Annotated in this window: 10 protein-coding genes; 7 read left to right on the forward strand and 3 right to left on the reverse strand. The window is 34.2% G+C overall.

What is annotated here, in order from left to right; genetic code table 11:
- Nucleotides 1-154: 154 nt before the first annotated feature.
- The 7 genes from dndD (NOM72_RS12265) (at nucleotide 155) to NOM72_RS12295 (ending at nucleotide 9,180) form a co-directional block, all read left to right on the forward strand.
- Entirely contained in the window at nucleotides 155-2,410 is a 2,256-nt protein-coding gene (gene dndD / locus NOM72_RS12265; protein ID WP_255999248.1) for a DNA sulfur modification protein DndD, read from the forward strand.
- Nucleotides 2,410-2,814, forward strand: a complete 405-nt coding sequence (locus tag NOM72_RS12270; RefSeq protein WP_075642728.1) for a hypothetical protein — start codon at nucleotides 2,410-2,412, stop codon at nucleotides 2,812-2,814. Before dndD (NOM72_RS12265) ends, NOM72_RS12270 begins: the two co-directional genes overlap by 1 nt.
- 126 nt (nucleotides 2,815-2,940) lie before the next feature.
- A complete protein-coding gene (gene dndB / locus NOM72_RS12275) occupies nucleotides 2,941-4,044 on the forward strand; it encodes a DNA sulfur modification protein DndB (protein ID WP_075642727.1) in 1,104 nt (367 codons plus the stop codon).
- 1 nt (nucleotide 4,045) lies between these two features.
- Nucleotides 4,046-5,695: a DNA phosphorothioation system sulfurtransferase DndC gene (dndC, locus tag NOM72_RS12280; protein WP_075642726.1), complete on the forward strand. Its 1,650-nt coding sequence runs from the start codon at nucleotides 4,046-4,048 to the stop codon at nucleotides 5,693-5,695.
- Nucleotides 5,670-7,676 carry a DNA sulfur modification protein DndD gene (gene dndD, locus NOM72_RS12285; protein WP_075642725.1) on the forward strand — a complete coding sequence of 669 codons (2,007 nt, stop codon included), beginning with the start codon at nucleotides 5,670-5,672 and terminating at the stop codon, nucleotides 7,674-7,676. Before dndC ends, dndD (NOM72_RS12285) begins: the two co-directional genes overlap by 26 nt.
- The gene (locus NOM72_RS12290; protein ID WP_075642724.1) at nucleotides 7,673-8,044 is read left to right on the forward strand and encodes a DndE family protein; all 372 of its coding nucleotides are present in this window, start codon (nucleotides 7,673-7,675) and stop codon (nucleotides 8,042-8,044) included. The genes dndD (NOM72_RS12285) and NOM72_RS12290 overlap by 4 nt, the downstream gene beginning before the upstream one ends.
- A gap of 14 nt (nucleotides 8,045-8,058) precedes the next feature.
- Nucleotides 8,059-9,180: a cysteine desulfurase family protein gene (locus NOM72_RS12295; RefSeq protein ID WP_255999249.1), complete on the forward strand. Its 1,122-nt coding sequence runs from the start codon at nucleotides 8,059-8,061 to the stop codon at nucleotides 9,178-9,180.
- 37 nt (nucleotides 9,181-9,217) lie between these two features.
- On the opposite strand, the gene dptH is transcribed toward NOM72_RS12295, so the two are convergent.
- From dptH to dptF, 3 genes are read right to left on the reverse strand one after another with little or no spacing between them, the layout of a single operon-like run.
- Nucleotides 9,218-13,219: a DNA phosphorothioation-dependent restriction protein DptH gene (dptH, locus tag NOM72_RS12300; RefSeq protein ID WP_255999250.1), complete on the reverse strand. Its 4,002-nt coding sequence runs from the start codon at nucleotides 13,217-13,219 to the stop codon at nucleotides 9,218-9,220.
- Nucleotides 13,200-14,573, reverse strand: a complete 1,374-nt coding sequence (gene dptG / locus NOM72_RS12305) for a DNA phosphorothioation-dependent restriction protein DptG (protein WP_255999251.1) — start codon at nucleotides 14,571-14,573, stop codon at nucleotides 13,200-13,202. The genes dptH and dptG overlap by 20 nt, the downstream gene beginning before the upstream one ends.
- 1 nt (nucleotide 14,574) lies before the next feature.
- Nucleotides 14,575-16,851 carry a DNA phosphorothioation-dependent restriction protein DptF gene (gene dptF, locus NOM72_RS12310; protein ID WP_255999252.1) on the reverse strand — a complete coding sequence of 759 codons (2,277 nt, stop codon included), beginning with the start codon at nucleotides 16,849-16,851 and terminating at the stop codon, nucleotides 14,575-14,577.
- Nucleotides 16,852-16,860: the final 9 nt, after the last annotated feature.

The following is a 16,860-nucleotide window of genomic DNA, read 5'->3' on the forward strand; positions in this document are numbered from 1 at the left end:
AAATATAGTGGTAATCTATGAACTAAAATGTAAATACGCATGATAAAATTAGTTAATAGATACAATTTTTTTGAAGTTACAAAATAAGTTTAGTCACTTCTTGATTAATGTAATAAGATTTAGTCTTTTTGTAAAGATAACGGAGGTAGTAACAATGCAAGATTCTTCACTTAAAAGTAAAACAGAAGTCGATATTCTTAAAGAAGCGGCTCTTAATAATAATATTTTCCCTAATACACTTTATAAAATTTTACAAAGTGCAAAAATTGATCATTACTCAGAAAACGGATCAAGTGCTAAAAGAAGACAACGAATTAAAGAAGAAATTATTCAATACTCGAAAGAGAAAAAGATTTTATCGGACGATTCAGCGCTAAAACTCCAAGTTCAAGCGGTTGATTTTATTGAGTTGAAGTTAAATAACTATAAAACATATTATGGGAAACAGACATTAAATTTTAAAATGCCTGTTCAGTCTGAAGAAAATATCATCTTAGTAGGCGGAATGAATGGTGCTGGTAAAACTACAATTTTAAAAGCTTTACGCGTTTTATTGTATGGTAAAAGAAATATGACTGATCTTGAATATAAAGAGCAATTTGCAAATACGATTAATAATCGCTTTTTTTCTGAGGGTGGTCGAGAGTCTAGCGCAGAGCTAACGCTTTCTGTTGATAGTGATTATACGCATACTATTAAATTAGTTTGGCAATATGATAATGCCAAAAGAATGATCAGTGAAACGAGAACATTGATTAAAAGAAGAAGTGGCTCGGTCAGACCTATCAGCAACAATATTATTACTAATAATAATTTAGATACCTTTAATCGCTTGATTGATGGTTGGCTTCCATTGGAATCATCACCATACTTTATATTTGATGGTGAAGAGATTAGTACATTAGTTGCTTCTAGAAACTCGACAAAATTTAAAGATGCAATCAATAGAATGATTGGATTAATGTTTTACGATAATCTAAAAAGTGATATTGATTTTATTGTAAAAGATTACGAGAGATCGCTAGCAAAAATGGCTGACTCAGCAAAAGTGAATCATATAAACAAAATGGTAGGAGCACTGAAAACAGAGTTAAAAGAAGCAGAAGAGAAGTTGGAAAGAGTAGATATGTACTTAAGCGGACGTAATACAAAATTATCGGATTTGCGTAAGCAGAGAAATGATATTTTGATGAAAAATAGAGATACGCGTGATGTGATTGTTAAAGAAATCAGTCAGTTGGAAGAACGATTGAAAAACGAAAAAAACAATTTAAATACGCTCTATAAAAAAAATATTATTCCAACTATCCTGAAGGATAAAATAAATCTTTTATCTAAACGCTTAAATGAAGAACAACTTGCTCAAGAAAAGGTGATTCGTTCAACAGCTGCATTAAAGCCTTATGAAGAGTTCATGAATCAATTACTGGCAAAGCCCTTAAGCCCTGCTTTAACGGAACAACAGCTTGTTCAAATTCAAGAACTAGGAAAAACTATTTGGATGGAAGATCACAACATTTCAAAAATTGAAGAAGTAGAAGTACTTCATGATATTACAAACGATACAAAAAAAATGTTGTCGAATTTAGCTTCAAATGCTAAGGCTGATCAAATAAAGAATGTAATTCGAAACATTTCAAAGTACGAAAATGATTTGAAAAATTTAAATCGAAGAGTGAGTTTGGCACCATCTGCGGTAGATGCTTCTGAAATTGAACGCGAAATTGAGGTGTTAAATCGCGACGTAGGTGACAAAGAGAAAACTCGTCGTGTAAGAAGAAATAAAGTGAATCAAATTAAAGAAGAACTCACAAAATTGATGCATGAATTAAGACGTCTTGGAGAAAATATAGAGTCTGATTCTGAATTACAGAAGAAATACGACTTCTCGAAAAGAGTTCAAAATGCGGTGAATCATTACACTGAACAAGTCTTGAATTGGAAAGTTGCTTTAATCAGTTTTGAATTCAAAGAGATGCTATCTGCTTTATTTAGAAAGCAAAATGAATTTGGGAACGCTTATTTTGATGAGAAAAGCATGTGTATCAGAATAAAAAATGAAGCAGGAACAGAAATTCCAATCGAAGAACGTTCTGCAGGGGAAAAACAAATTATTTCTTCAGCATTTATTTGGGCGATGACAAAAGCTTCTGACTTAGATTTACCAGTGGTAATCGATACACCATTAGGACGATTAGATAGTCATCATCGAAATAATTTGATTACGCATTTCTATAGAAAGTTGAGTAAACAAGTTGTGATTTTATCAACAGATACAGAAATCACAAAAGAATATATGGAGTTAATGGAGCAAAATACAGCAAAACAGTTGATGTTAGATTACAACGAACAAGAAAAGTATACAGTAATTCGTGAAGGATACTTCGAATTCACGAAAGGAGTATCATAATGGATTCAAAGGGAATTAAACTTTCTAAATTAACGAAAACAAGAATTGATAATTTGATGGGAGAATTCGTAGATACTTTTGATGAATCATCAAAAGATGTTCGACCATTTGTAGTAAAACTAGGCTTATCAAAAGGAATTGCAAACAGTAAAGGGCTGTATACAAAACTTCCTTCAGGGTGCGAAAGTAGTGACTGGGAAATGGGTGCAATTATTTCAGGAGAAGATTTTACGATCTTCAAACATCTAATTATTAATGAAGCAGGTTCAACTTTGACAGACTTTGATATTAAGAAGCAAATGAGAATGTTCATCGAGCACGGGATTGAATCATTATATACAGTATGGGAAAACCATCATAATAGCGGAGATTTAGAAGACTTCAGGATTAAGATTTTAAGCTAAAAGACTTTAAAATAAATGTTAGATAGATTAAATCCAAATAAAGGTTATATTCACTTGAATAATAACCTTTATTTTTTTATACTTATATCAAAGTTACGTACGTAATGAGAGGGGATTATATATAACATGAATGCTACTTTTAATTATAATTTTCCTGCGTTAAAAGGCTATCAAGCTAATAAAGAATATTTTGTAGTAATGTGTCCATTGAAACTAATACCTAAAATCTTTTTGTTTGATGAAGAAGAAGTACCTGTTGAATATCGCGCTCAACGGATTATTAATAAAGGACGTATTCCAGAAATAACAGAATATATTGTTCATCATCCAGAAGACTACGTATTTTCTTCATTAACGGCTTCTGTAGACGGCGAGATGAGTTTTGAACCGTTCAATGACCATCCTAATTACCAAAATCTTGGACAACTCTCAATATCTTTAGAATCTAGGTTTTTAATCAATGACGGTCAGCATAGAAGAGCAGCGATTGAAGAGGCGCTCAAACTGGCACCTGAACTTGGAAATGAAACGATATCAGTTGTTTTCTTTCAAGACGCTGGATTGAAGAGATCTCAACAAATATTTTCAGATTTAAATCGTCATGCAGTTAATACGACCTCATCGATTGGCATACTGTACGACCATCGAGATCAATTATCTATGGTGACTAAAAACTTACTAAGTGAAATTCCACTTTTATCTAGATATACAGAAAAAGAAAGAACCTCGCTCTCAAAAAATTCACCAAAACTATTATCAATCAATCATATATATAATGCTAATTTACGACTAATCGAAAAGTCTAAAGGCGAACCAATTACTGAGCAGGATGTAGAAGTTATAAATTTGTTTTGGAGTACATTATGTGAGACTATTCCTGAATGGGAAGAAGTACTGAAAAGAAATATTTCTCCGAGAACATTGAGATTACAATCGATTACAGCCCAAGGATTATTTATCGAAGCAGTGGCAGAAGTAGGAAGAACCTTGATTGCGCAACGACCAGATTCTTGGTTAATAGGTATTAAGGAGCTGGCACGAATTGATTGGAGTCGAACAAATGAAAAAGATTGGAAAGGAAGAGCTTATGACGATTCCGGGAGAATCATCAAAAATCGCCGAACAATCGCATTAACATCTATTCGAATTAAACAGCTTTTAAATATTGAATTGAATGAAAAAGAGAAAGCAATGGAAGAAGATTTCTCTGTTGAAAGGAAGTTAAATTAATATGGGGATTATAAGTAATCAACTAGCTAAAAAAGAAGACAATCCTTTAGCAAGACAGTCTAAGGAACTGATAAAAAAAGTATACGCACAAGACGATCGACCTTGGGTTATTGGTTACAGTGGAGGGAAAGATTCAACTTTAACTGTACAACTAATATTTGAAGCACTGTTAGAAATGTTACCAGAACAATGGCACAAAAAAGTATACGTTATTTCTTCTGATACGATGGTCGAAAATCCACTAGTTGCAGCAATGATCAATGGTTCGTTGCAACGTATGCAAGACACTGCCTTACGAACTGGATTACCTTTAGAAACACAAAAAGTAAAACCATTAACGGAAAAAACATTCTGGTCGAATATTATTGGCAGAGGATACCCAACACCCAATCAAACGTTTAGATGGTGTACAGATCGTTTAAAAATTGACCCGGCAGATCGATTCATTAAGGATAAAGTAAATCGTTTTGGTGAAGTTATTATGGTTTTGGGTGTTCGTTCTAAAGAAAGTCAGAGTCGAGGAAATTCAATTAAAGAACATGAAATTCAAGGAACTGAACTACTAAAGCATACGACACTAAATAATGCCTTTGTTTTTGCACCTATTAAAGAGTTTGGATTAGATGATGTTTGGGGTTATCTTTTATCCAATCCCTCACCATGGGGAGAGGACAATGCGAAGTTACAAGAAATGTACTTGAATTCTAGTGGAGAATGTCCGTTAGTAGTTGATCAATCAATAAAAGAAAGTGCTGGATCATGTGGAAACAGTCGCTTTGGATGCTGGGTTTGTCCAGTAGTATCAGAAGATAAATCACTTACTGGATTTATTAACAGTGGCGAAGAGTGGATGACACCATTATTGAAGTATAGAAATCGTTTAGTGCGTGTACGAGACGATCGTAACTTAAGAATGCATCGTCGCATGAATGGTAAGTTCTATTTAATCGGTGTAGAGCATTACGAAAAAGATGGGATCACATACCTTTCAATCAAGAAAAAGGGCGGGAGATCAGCTAAGCTCTATTCTATAGAGAACGTTGAGCTTCCTGAAGTGGAAACTGCTGAAGTAGTAGATGAATATAACTTAAATTCCTATATCGTAAACAATCAAATTGATTTGAGTCGTCCTGAAAAACATAGAGATTTTTTCATCCGCCAGGTAGATCGAGAAGGAAACGTATCTTATTCTCAACTAGGTTTAGGACCTTTTACGCTTGAGGCACGGCAAATGTTATTAAAAGAACTATTAGAAGTTCAACGGGACTTAAATGCGCCTACATCACATGATATTCCATTGATTCAAGAAGAAGAGCTTCGAATGATTAGAAGAATGTGGTTACGTGAAGGCGACTGGAATGATTCATTGCCACAAATTTATTACGAAGTCTACGGTACTGAACTTGACTGGGAACATGATGATCGACCATTGATGACAGCAGATCAAATGTCAGATTTGGAATTGTTGGTTCAAAAACATCAACTTGATTTAAATACTGTTAAAAAATTATTCCATATCGGAAATGAATACGTAAGTTTAAAAGTAAAACGCGGATTCCAAAAAGAAGTGACATCTTTGCTAAAGCAAGATTACCTTCAGTTGTATCATGAAGGAGAGATAGAAAATGAAACTAAAGTCATTGACGCTTAAAAATATAGGGGCTTATAAGCAACAAACATTTGATTTTTCAAGTAAACGCAGTAAACAAAATGTGACCTTGATCGGTGGAAAAAATGGTGCTGGTAAAACAACATTTTTATCGGCAATGAAATTAGGACTTTTTGGACCACTTGCTTATGATATGAAAACTGCTTCATCAACATATTTTAAAAAAATTAAAGGTCTAATGAATCACGATGAATTAGAGAAAATAGAGGGACTAAAAATTTCAGTGCCATGGTTCAAAATTGATTTAACTTTTGAACAAGTGGAGTCCTCTGTCAGAGAGGAAATTCGTTTCGTAAGAGAGTGGAACTTCACAGAAACAGGTGGGAAAGAATTTTTTTCGATTTATAAAGATGGTTCAAGTTTACCTGTAAGTGATGAAAAAAGAGATTTGATTTTTAATCGTTTTTGCGAATCACTGCCTCCCTATCTATATGATGTTTGTTTATTTGATGGAGAAGAAATTAATCGGATTATCCAACAAGATGAGTTATCGAATCATCTTGAGAGACTAATAAAAAGTGCTTTGAAGTTAGAGGTGCCAGTTTTGTTAGAGGATACGATTAATCGTGTAATCAGTGATGAAACTAAGAGTACAATCGATACGAATAAACAAAGAAAATTTGAAGATCTAAAGGGAAAACTAAATCACTTTATTCAAGAAGATGATAGATTGCAAAAACGATATGATGAGCTATCTATTGATTTAGAAGAACTTAAGTTAACGATGAATGCACAGAAAAGTGAACTGAAGTCCTTCGGAGGTTTATTGAAAGAAGAAGAAGATCAGTTAAAGAGTCAACTAAATGAGTTGGAACGTAAGAAAAAAGAAAATAAAACGAGTGTTCAAGATCTGATCAATGGTAGCTTGCCCTTTTTACTGAATCGAGATTTGATTGGAACAGTAAGAGAACAGTTAAAAGGAGAAAAGTTAATTGAAAGTATTGACGATGTGAAACGAGAGTTACTTGAAGAGTTAGCCAGTGAACTTTCCAATCGTATTTCAACAAGTCCAAAAGAGTTAGAACAAGCGTTAGAAGACTCTTTGGTCTCTATTCAACCAAAGGGTCAAGCAACCATCCATCGTGCTTCTTTTAGTGAAAAAGCTCAAATTGAGTCCTTATTTGAAATGACAAAAGGTATTGATCTTTCGTATTACAAACAAAAAATAAGTGATCAACAAGAGATGGATGAAGAAATTAAATTAATTAAACAAAAACTCACTGTTCAAAGTGATAGTGTTGAAGATTTTATGGGCATGCTAACTCAGCTTGAACAGTTACAAGCAAATATCGCTGAAAAGAATCAAGAACTAAAAACAACAACGAAACAATGGGGAAGCGTTCAAGAAGAGCGAATGAAATTACAAGAAGAATTTGAACAATTGAGAGAAGAAATTGATAGAGAAGCAAACCAATCTAGTAGCGTCATGCATAATGCAACTGCTATGAGAGCTCTTTTACTGGAGTTCCAAAATCAACAACAACAAAAAGGAATTCAGCTCATCGAAAAACAAGCCTTAAAAATGATTAATCGTCTTTTTCGAAAAAGAGGATATCTTCACCGTTTGGTGATCAATTCAGAAACCTATGAAGTTACTCTATACGCAGAAGATCAAAAAAGAATTCCACAATCAACGCTTTCTGCAGGAGAAAAACAATTGTTACTGATGTCTCTTGTTTGGGCAGTGTTTGATGTTTCAGGAAATAAGTTGCCATTTATTTTTGATACACTTTTAGGAAGATTAGACGTTAAGCATCGCGAAAACTTACTGACAGAACTTATTCCTGCCTTTGGTGAACAAGTATTAATTCTCTCAACGGATTCTGAAGTGACTGAAGCAAATTACAATTTGTTGAAGCCTTTTATAAATAAAGAATACAGTTTGAACTTTGATACAGCAGAACGTTCAATTAAGGTTGTTCCAAGTTACTTCCGCTTTAATGAAACGGAGAAAATATCATGAATCATCGCTTAAAACTATCTAATTCGACGTTAGAAATATTTCAACAACTACAGGCGAGTACAAATATAACGCCAAACGTTTTAGCAAGAATAGCAGTTGCATTTTCACTCAAAGATAAAGAAATGCCTACAGTAAATAATAATGATATTTCTAATTTTGAAATTTCAAGAGCAACATTAACTGGGGAAAATGATTTTTCGTACAAGGCAATGATTTTACAACATGCACGCAAATCAATTGACGAAGAAAGTTACTTTCCAGATCTTTTTAATGCTCATATTGATCGTGGTGCAAAGGAACTATTTAAAATTTATCAATACTCAGGAAATCCACAGAAATTTTGGATGAAGATTTTAGAAACTGAGTAAGTTGGGAGGATAGTATGCTGTATCTAGATAACAGTGCGACAACGCCAACGCACCAGGAAGTAGTAGATGCAATGTTACCTTATTGGACAGATATTTTTGGTAATCCATCAAGCAAGTACTATTCTCAAGCTGTTGATGCAAAAGTAGCAGTGGATCACGCTAGACAAGCTGTAGCGACATTAGTAAACAGTAAGGCAGACGAAGTAATTTTTACGAGTGGAGCCACTGAAAGCAACAATTTTCTATTAAAGGGAATTGCAATGTCACATTCTAATAAAGGTAAGCGAATCATCTCTAGTACTGTAGAGCATCCTTCAGTACTAGAAACACTCCGCTATCTCGAAACTCAAGGGTTTGATGTTGTATATCTTTCGGTAGATTCATTTGGAAGAATTGATTTGGCGGAATTAGAAAAAGCTCTTTCAGAGCAACCAACTCTTCTTGTTTCACTCCTTTGGGGAAACAATGAACTAGGTTCATTGAATCTAATTAAAGAGGCATCTGAATTAGCTCATAGATATAATGCATTTTTTCATTCTGATGCGACGCAAGTAATTGGAAAAGTACCTGTGGATTTAGAAAATCTTCCTTACGTTCAATTGGTATCCGTATCTGCGCACAAGTTTTATGGTCCTAAAGGAATCGGTGCGGCAATCGTTCGTAAAGATGAAATGGGCTTATCACTAAAAATTACTCCTCTTTTACACGGGGGAGCTCAGGAGAATGGATATCGAAGCGGGACTCACGCAGTTCCATTAATTGTCGGTATGGGAAAAGCAGCTGAGATAGCTTATTCAAAATTGAATGAACATCGTCAACATTTACTAACGCTTGAATCTAAACTTAAGCAGCTATTAATGCAACAGTTTGGTGATGTTATTCAGTTCAATAATGATGAAAGTAACAAGATTCCAGGTATCCTAAGTGTTCAATTCAAAGGCTTAAATAATGAGATTCTTTGTAAAGAACTAGCACCTGTTATGGCAGTATCTACTGGATCTGCCTGTAGTTCTAGTAAACCAAGTCATGTGTTACAAGAAATCGGATGTACGATGGAACAACTTCGATCAACTATACGTTTCTCTCTTTCGCCATATCAATCGGAAAAAGAACTAGATATTTTTTTAGAGTTGTAAAAAGTAAATCAGCATCGGGTATCCGATGCTGATTTTTTTAAGGTGTATAAAGAGATTCTATTAAATCTTCTTTTTTGATATCACTTGTAATTTTATCAATTTGTTCTTTGATTTGCTGAATCGGTTGAAGAATACCTCTAATTCCGAAGGCTTCTGGTAAATGAACCAGTGTATAGTCTTCACCTTTAACGAGAGAAGCGTTCGGAACGTCTTGTTTAAAGGAAAGGATAATTCCGTCTCCAAGATGTGATTCAAGTGAATCATCAATTGTGAAGTCTCCTTTGAGTAACGCCGTAATGACTGGTTGACGATATTTTTCAAAATCATAATTATTTCGTTCTGGCCAAAGATCACTTTCATGAATCTTTTTAGCATTTGTTAAAAAGAGTTGCGCGAAAAAGAGACGATAATAATCATTTTCAAAAGTATCATCGGTACGATTATACAGATTGGTACGGAATAAATCTTTTGTATGTTGGATTTGCTCAATTGCTTTTTTGATCACACTGTCATCATTTATACCAATCTTCACTTCAACTGGGAAAAAGTGAAGCTTTAGTCCACTAACAGATTCTTCAAGACCAATTAAAAGTAAATCATCAGAATGAGTTCCAGATCGATTTAACGATTTGGCTGAGAACACACTATCACGCGTAAATCCAGCGGCACCAGCAACTCGAAGAACTTCTTCAAGTGAAATCGGAACCCAGGTAATAGAAGGGTGATCAAATAGAGCGAGTGCGTATCGAACAGCTGAAAGAATACTAAATTTCTCTCGACTGAAGTGCTTTCGTTTATCAGGACTTTCTATTCCTCTTCTAATCATTTCAAGGAGCCACTCACCATTAATGGTATTAAAGGCTTTAATAGCCTGTACAATATGTTGATCAGTTGGTTCGTGATGAATCATCGGATTCGCCTTGAAAAACTCTTTTACGATGGATTGGTATTGACCTGCTTTATTGGTAACCGTGATAGCATCGTAACGGAATGATGAGGTGTACTGGTCGCTGTAATGAATGACAAGTAAGTCTTGGTCTACGTTTTTATTCCCATGAAAATATCCTAGGTCGACTGTAGGCTCAATGAAGGTTACCCAATGAGATTGCTCATAAATTTCAGTAAAAGTATCATCTGGTAAGACTTTCATAGAGGAGACTGCAACAGTTCCTTTTGAGTAAGGATTATTTCCTGCATCACGCATATTGAAATTAAATTCATTTACTGCATACGCGACCTTTGCAAGTATCTCTTGCTCCTCAATAGGATACAACTTTGTTCCGAATCCGCTCAAATAAGAGCTTTTATTGATTGTAGCGGACAAAGTAGAATAAAGCCCGCCTAAGGCCATTCCAGTCTTCATATTATCTGCTCGATCTGGATAGATGCTCTCTTTTCCACGCATTTTGTAAAAGCTAATGTGTGCATATTCAAATTTACTACTTTGATTAAATCGATAAAACTTTAAGTGAGAGCGAACGATTTGAATTAAATCTTCAAAGAGATAATTACTACTTCTCTTCATAAGGGACCGAAGATCATCAAATTGATGCTCAAGATCATTGAAGAAATCATACTGTGAAAAATCATCCAAGTCCTTGTGTCCAGGTTCATAATGCTGATTATATAGACGAACCTCTACAGGGATTAAACGATCAACACCATATTTTTCTATTTGTTTGAACATCCAAGAAACAATGCCTCTTAGAATCGGTTGTCCACTTGATATCTCAATAACATTCAACTTTAAAGAAGCTTTTGTTTCGGTATTAAATAAAAAGTCGAAATGATTAATGAATTGATTCATTTTATCGAATATGACTTTGTCTAAGAATTTTTCTGCGTCGACGATAGCAAGTTCATCAATTGGTTTATACGTAATCCATTCAGGAGCTATGTTCTGGCTTTCAGGCTTGTACCACTGCTGATTTCTTCCGTCAGGTTGATAACTGAGTATCGGTAGAAGGGCGTCAGGTCGTAATCGATTAATGATAGAGTAATTTACATGTGTGCTCTGTAGCTGATTGTAGAGTTCAATTTGATAAGCAACATTTAATGGATGAAAGGGCGTCAAGAACACTTGATTTTGATCGACTGAATAAATAGTTCCTAGACGATCAGTACCCAGTCCATCTTCCATTAACTTAGTATCTGAGCTAAGGTTTTCAACAAAATGAGTATAGGCGTTTAAATAAGGAACTGCCACGTTTAGATAATTTTCATCAATTTTTTCATAAAAAGGAACGCTGTTGAGTCCTTTAAAATAATTAATAAAACGATTATATGCTTCTCGTAAAGGAAGATTTTGTACTTCATAAGCTTCATTAGTATGAAGTTCGCCATTTTGAATAATGCCGGTGAACATGCTTTCTTTAATCCAGCAATTTTCGTAATGAATGAACTGGCGGTATTCGGCATGATCATAGAACTGCTCATTTCCAATGATCAGGCGTTTCCCTGAAACAATAACAGAAGATGCTTTCTCTCGTTTCATTTGCCATAGTCGAGTACCAGTGATTGGGTGAGGTTTATTAGGCAAATCAGAAATTAGTAGTTCGATCGGATTGAATTCCTCAACTTGCAAATTCACTTTTAAAACTTGATTGCCATCCATTAAGTCAGGGTCGAAAGAGAATGCTGCGTTCGTCTCTTTATACACTTTAATTGTTTCTTTAGGGCTTGTTATAGTATGTTCTTCAGGGTGTGAAAAATTAGGATTCCCAATACGTATTTGACCTTCTGAATCTTCTAAAGAGAGATAAGGATGTTCATTTGTCCAACCATTAGAATAAGATGCTTTGTAATTAGAAATTAATTCTTCGTCAAAAGGAAGAATAGTTATATAGAAATTGTTTTTTAAACCACGAACATGAGTGTATTCAGTATGGACATGAAAAGGCTGGTGTTCTAAGTCGTTTAAAAGTACTTTTAATTTTTTACCACTGTGTTCAAAAGATACATTTGCCTTACCGGAGATATTTTTATAATTAGCTCCAGAGGACTTAATACTTTTAGGCATTTTGTGATCACCATCAATATTGAATTCCAAAGTGAGAGTGATTTGTTCTAGCGCTTCTGGATTAAAAATAATTATATGACGATGTTTCCGACCAGCAGCTGAACTACTTTTAGGTACTTCCCATAGACTTAACTTTTTATTGTTTTGTTTAGCGGATAAATTTATTAACTCGAACTTTTTCTTTGTTTGTTCAATATATGAATTCACTTGAGAATAACTTAAATCTTTCCAACCATCAGCCTTCAATTTTTTTTGTCCTTCAGGAGTAAATTTTCGATCGAGAACTTTTTCTACATTATAAAGATGATAATCTTGAATGATTTGATAAAGTTCTTGGTTTTCTTTAAGTCGTAATTCAATGTTTCTTGTTCCTACGTACTGAGTTAAATCGTCTTTAAAAAAACCTAATTTTTCGTAATCACTCGTTGCAACTTTTCCTTTTGCTAAAACATCAAGAATAGGTTCGAAATCCATAAAGTTTACATTTCCAGTATCTCCATGGTCTTCTATAAATTGAGATAAGTAATAAGACATTAGTGCTTGATCTGACTCGTTAAAAAGTTTGTGCTCTACATCGTTTTTTAAAGACTGGATAAGAGATTTTACATGAAGTGGCATGCCTTGTTTTTGCAAATTGCGACTTCCTCCCTCAATACTATCCAACTGTTGAGGAAGTATCATCAAAAGCGCTGTATTTTGCCAATGTTCTTGTTGCTGACTTACTAGATTTCGAAGTAATACTAAATAGTCAGCAGTAACAGAGGAACTTTGAGCGGCTAAAATTAATTTTGTCTCCCCATACTGAATCGAATAGGAATGGAAGGAACTTTGTCCTTCATGCGTGTATTCAAAAGGGCTTAAAAAATCTGCTGATATCTTATTTTTTATAGATGATAAAAATTGTGTAACCTCTTCTTGATGGTCAAAGCGAATGAAAAATTTGTCACCACTGTTAGGTGGATTTTTAATGAAATATTCATTAATATGCAGTGATAAATAATCATAAAATTGATTTGACATACTGTGCCTCCCCGCTATCACTCATTTTTATAAGTAAGCTCATTTTTTCTAGCGTATTTTCAAATTCAACACGGCTATATCGATCTAAGAAAATACCGCGTTTTTCAAGTTCGACATAAACATCTTGAAGACGCATTTTCGAAGATCGAACAATCACTATGAGGAACATAGTCAGAACTTCTTGATTGAGCGATAATACATTTCCGTTTCTACCACGTTGTTTTACAAGTCGTACTTTTGCGATTTCTGTTATGCCGCTACCGTAACGCTTTTGAGCAGAGTCTGGAGAAGATATTTCCATAACATAAATCAATTGCTTAACCGAGTCTAAAAATGTTGAACTCTGTGTAATTTTATGCTGAAGCTTAGACGTTTCGATGATAGACGCAGCTTGCGTGTCTACCTCTTGCATCCATTTTTCTTGCTCTTGGCTTGATGATTGATCAAATAGTGACTTGAGAGTTGGAAAGTCCATCATTTTTTCTAGCTCTGAGTTTTCTGTATTACAACTTAATTGAGCTAACGTAAGTTGCGTGCTAAATAGCTTAGTAGACATTTCGTCCAAGTATTTAAATCCTTTTCGAACCGCATCACGTCTGCTTGAAACAGTAGATTCCCAATCTAACGTAAAATAAAGAGGTTCAACAGTTTTCTGCGTGTAATCAGCATGTTCGAGTAAAGATAGCTTAACTACATTCTGACTTAGCAAAAAGAAAGTATAGTAGTATGCAACTAAGTCAGCATATTTTACGAAGAAATCAGGATGTTTTCTTAAAAATAATAAATCGTCAGCGAATAAATCACCTATCCAAGGTAATTTATGATCAAAAGAAGAAGGTTTTTTATCTATCTGTTCTAGTTCAGGCTTCAACTCAGAGAAAATATTTTGTAAAACATTATTTTGTTTGTTTGCTTTAAATAAATCTTGCAGTGGAGCATTTTCTTTACACAAATCGTAAAGATAATCAGAAATTTTGAAAACACGATTTTTTATATCAGCACTCTCTAAATAAAGCAACATACTTGGATGTTGAAGTTGTTGTTTTGCGTCGCCTGTAGCTAATAGTTCTCTTAATAGGGCAATGAATTCATCTTCGTCTTTAGTCTCAATAGACATTTCATTTAAAAGAGGCTCAAAATCTTCATTTTGATTGTCAACTGAATAATCAGCTTTATAGCCACTAATTAAGCGCGCAAAAGATGCGAACTCGCTTGTCCAGTTTTCTTTAAATATCTCATCGGCTTTTAGTTTCGAGACATTGGTATTAAATGGAAACATCTGGTGAAATGCATTTAACTCTCTCTTTGTTCGTGTGATAACCTTTTTTTCAATAACTCCTCTTAGTAATTCCATGTCAGTCCTCCGCAGTTCCCATATGTCTGAAGCTTCGTGTTCCAAAACGATCTTGATTTAGTAAATATGCTTGTTTAGAATCTTCCGTTACAATCATTATTTCTGATGACGAGGTACACATTTCGTGAATTTTTTCAGCAAATTCTAGAAATTTAATTGAGCGGTGATCGTCTTCTTTAGTAGGACGATAACCATCTTGAATATCCATGAATAATTGAAATAGAGGATAGTCAATTTCTAGTTGAGCATAGTTGTTTTCTTCACCTTTTTTATTAAAGTCTAATAGTATGGTTGAACTAAATTTACTTAGAATAGTTTCCGTACTAGATTTAATATTTGATGGATTTCCCTCAATTTCCGCTTTAAATGCAATACGATGACGCTTCGTAATTTTTTTTGTGTAAACGTAGAATGGTTTTGGAGATCCGAACCACTTATAGTAAGCGGAACTACTGATTTCATATAAAGGCTGTAAACGACGTGTATCGCCTTTATTGTATTGATAAAGGAATTGTAAATAATTTTGATAGACTGAATCCAGAATTTTTTTTGCGAATTCTGGATTACTTAAAACCATTAGTCGAATCAGCTGCCCCGTCCATTCTTGTATACTGTCCACTTGATCGGGTGAATAAAAAGATTGAGCATTTTCGTCTAAGTGCTCTATAATTTCATCAATTTCTCCTCCTGTATAAAGAGAAAGGAAGAGGTCATCAATCTCACGATGACGCGTTCTTAGCGGATCAAGCTTAGCAATTTGATTTAGCAAATTAGAACGCTCTGGACGATTGAATAATTGTTCGGGTAAACCGTTCTCGAGCATAATAGATGGTTTGACAGTAACCTGCTTTAACTCGTTCCAGTTAACAGGAATTAATAGATCAGAAATTAAATTAAAGAAGTTTCGCACTGAAATCAAAACATGATGTTTTACAATTAATTCAATTAAGACTTGTACAATTTGATCTTGAATATTTTTTTGGCTCAACAATGCATAATTACGATGTAAAATTGTATCAATTTCGTTTTCTCGATCTATACGATATGCATCATAAAAAGGATTATTTGGAGTATCAGAACAGATTTTTTCAAGTAACGTTGAATAAAAAGCTGACTTTGGTCCATCCTCTGTTAATTCGTAAGGTTGGTAGCTTAAAAAACTAAATAGCGTAAATGATTGTGAAAGAGCGTTTGAGGTAGTCCCTGGCTTCAATACATTTGTTTGATCTACAAAATCTTTAAGTGATGAATAAGTATATTCAGAGTCTTCATTTGAATAATCAAGAAATTTAGCAAGCATTCCAATATTGATTGCAAGAATCATTTTCGAAGAATTTAAATCATCTTGTAAACGTTGATCAGAAAAATCTTTAAGGCGTTCTGATAGTGTTTCTACAGCATTTTTTGTGGGATCAAAACTTTCTGTAGCATCGTTATAAATTGTATAATCAGAAAGAAGGTCAGGATATTTTTTCTGAACGAAACTTAATAAATGGGATTTACCGTCACCCACATTTCCACATAGTAAAATAAGTTGTTTTTCAGAAGTAGTCTTTAATTTCTCGACAAGTTCTAATTGGATTTTACGATCCACGTGTAAATAATCACTGAGTTCTCCCAGTGGATCGTTACCATTTTCTACGGCATCTTTAGATGTTTCTTGTAAGCGAGAAAGATAGGTATAAAGGTAGTTATCTTGAATATCGCTATTTAAATAACGAATAGCAGGACGCATCGTTTCTTTAATCAATTGAGTATCTTTAGGAGGAGCTACTACAGGTGCAACAGTCAAACCATTATCTCCGAGTAATTTCATTAAGATATCCTTTACGCTTTTTTCATCCATTTGAGGCGAAGCCAAAGAGGGGATGGTAGGTAACGTATAGTGTGGAAGATTAGGTACATCAAAGTGTCGCGTAGCATAGTCTACTGCAATATCAAACATAGCCTTGTGAACACGTGGCAAATGCATACTACTCTCAGTAGAGGAACCGTGAGCAGCACTATTTCCAAGTTTTCTTACATAATGCAAATCATCGATTGATTTACTAGAAAGTACGTGTACTCCTTGAATTAAACGAATCATCTCTATCAAAGGAACAGAACTTCGAGTTAATTTTTTTCTCCAGATCAAATCCTTCACAAGCTCTTCAATAAACTTACGTGAATATGTTAACGCTGCATCGGGATCAATATGATACTGTCTTTCCATATCGAGCGCTAATGCAAATGCATCTTCATTGTATTCTTTTAAAAAATCAAAAGTACTTTCACTCATATTACTTAC

The organism is Exiguobacterium sp. LL15 (genome assembly GCF_024436095.1).
In the GTDB taxonomy this organism is placed as follows: domain Bacteria; phylum Bacillota; class Bacilli; order Exiguobacteriales; family Exiguobacteriaceae; genus Exiguobacterium_A; species Exiguobacterium_A indicum.

What these genes read in the sequence shown, in the direction of transcription:
- dndD (WP_255999248.1), top strand. Translation starts at nt 155, where the DNA reads ATGCAAGATTCTTCACTTAAAAGTAAAACAGAAGTCGATATTCTTAAA.
- NOM72_RS12270 (WP_075642728.1), top strand. Translation starts at nt 2,410, where the DNA reads ATGGATTCAAAGGGAATTAAACTTTCTAAATTAACGAAAACAAGAATT.
- dndB (WP_075642727.1), top strand. Translation starts at nt 2,941, where the DNA reads ATGAATGCTACTTTTAATTATAATTTTCCTGCGTTAAAAGGCTATCAA.
- dndC (WP_075642726.1), top strand. Translation starts at nt 4,046, where the DNA reads ATGGGGATTATAAGTAATCAACTAGCTAAAAAAGAAGACAATCCTTTA.
- dndD (WP_075642725.1), top strand. Translation starts at nt 5,670, where the DNA reads ATGAAACTAAAGTCATTGACGCTTAAAAATATAGGGGCTTATAAGCAA.
- NOM72_RS12290 (WP_075642724.1), top strand. Translation starts at nt 7,673, where the DNA reads ATGAATCATCGCTTAAAACTATCTAATTCGACGTTAGAAATATTTCAA.
- NOM72_RS12295 (WP_255999249.1), top strand. Translation starts at nt 8,059, where the DNA reads ATGCTGTATCTAGATAACAGTGCGACAACGCCAACGCACCAGGAAGTA.
- dptH (WP_255999250.1), bottom strand. Translation starts at nt 13,219, where the DNA reads ATGTCAAATCAATTTTATGATTATTTATCACTGCATATTAATGAATAT.
- dptG (WP_255999251.1), bottom strand. Translation starts at nt 14,573, where the DNA reads ATGGAATTACTAAGAGGAGTTATTGAAAAAAAGGTTATCACACGAACA.
- dptF (WP_255999252.1), bottom strand. Translation starts at nt 16,851, where the DNA reads ATGAGTGAAAGTACTTTTGATTTTTTAAAAGAATACAATGAAGATGCA.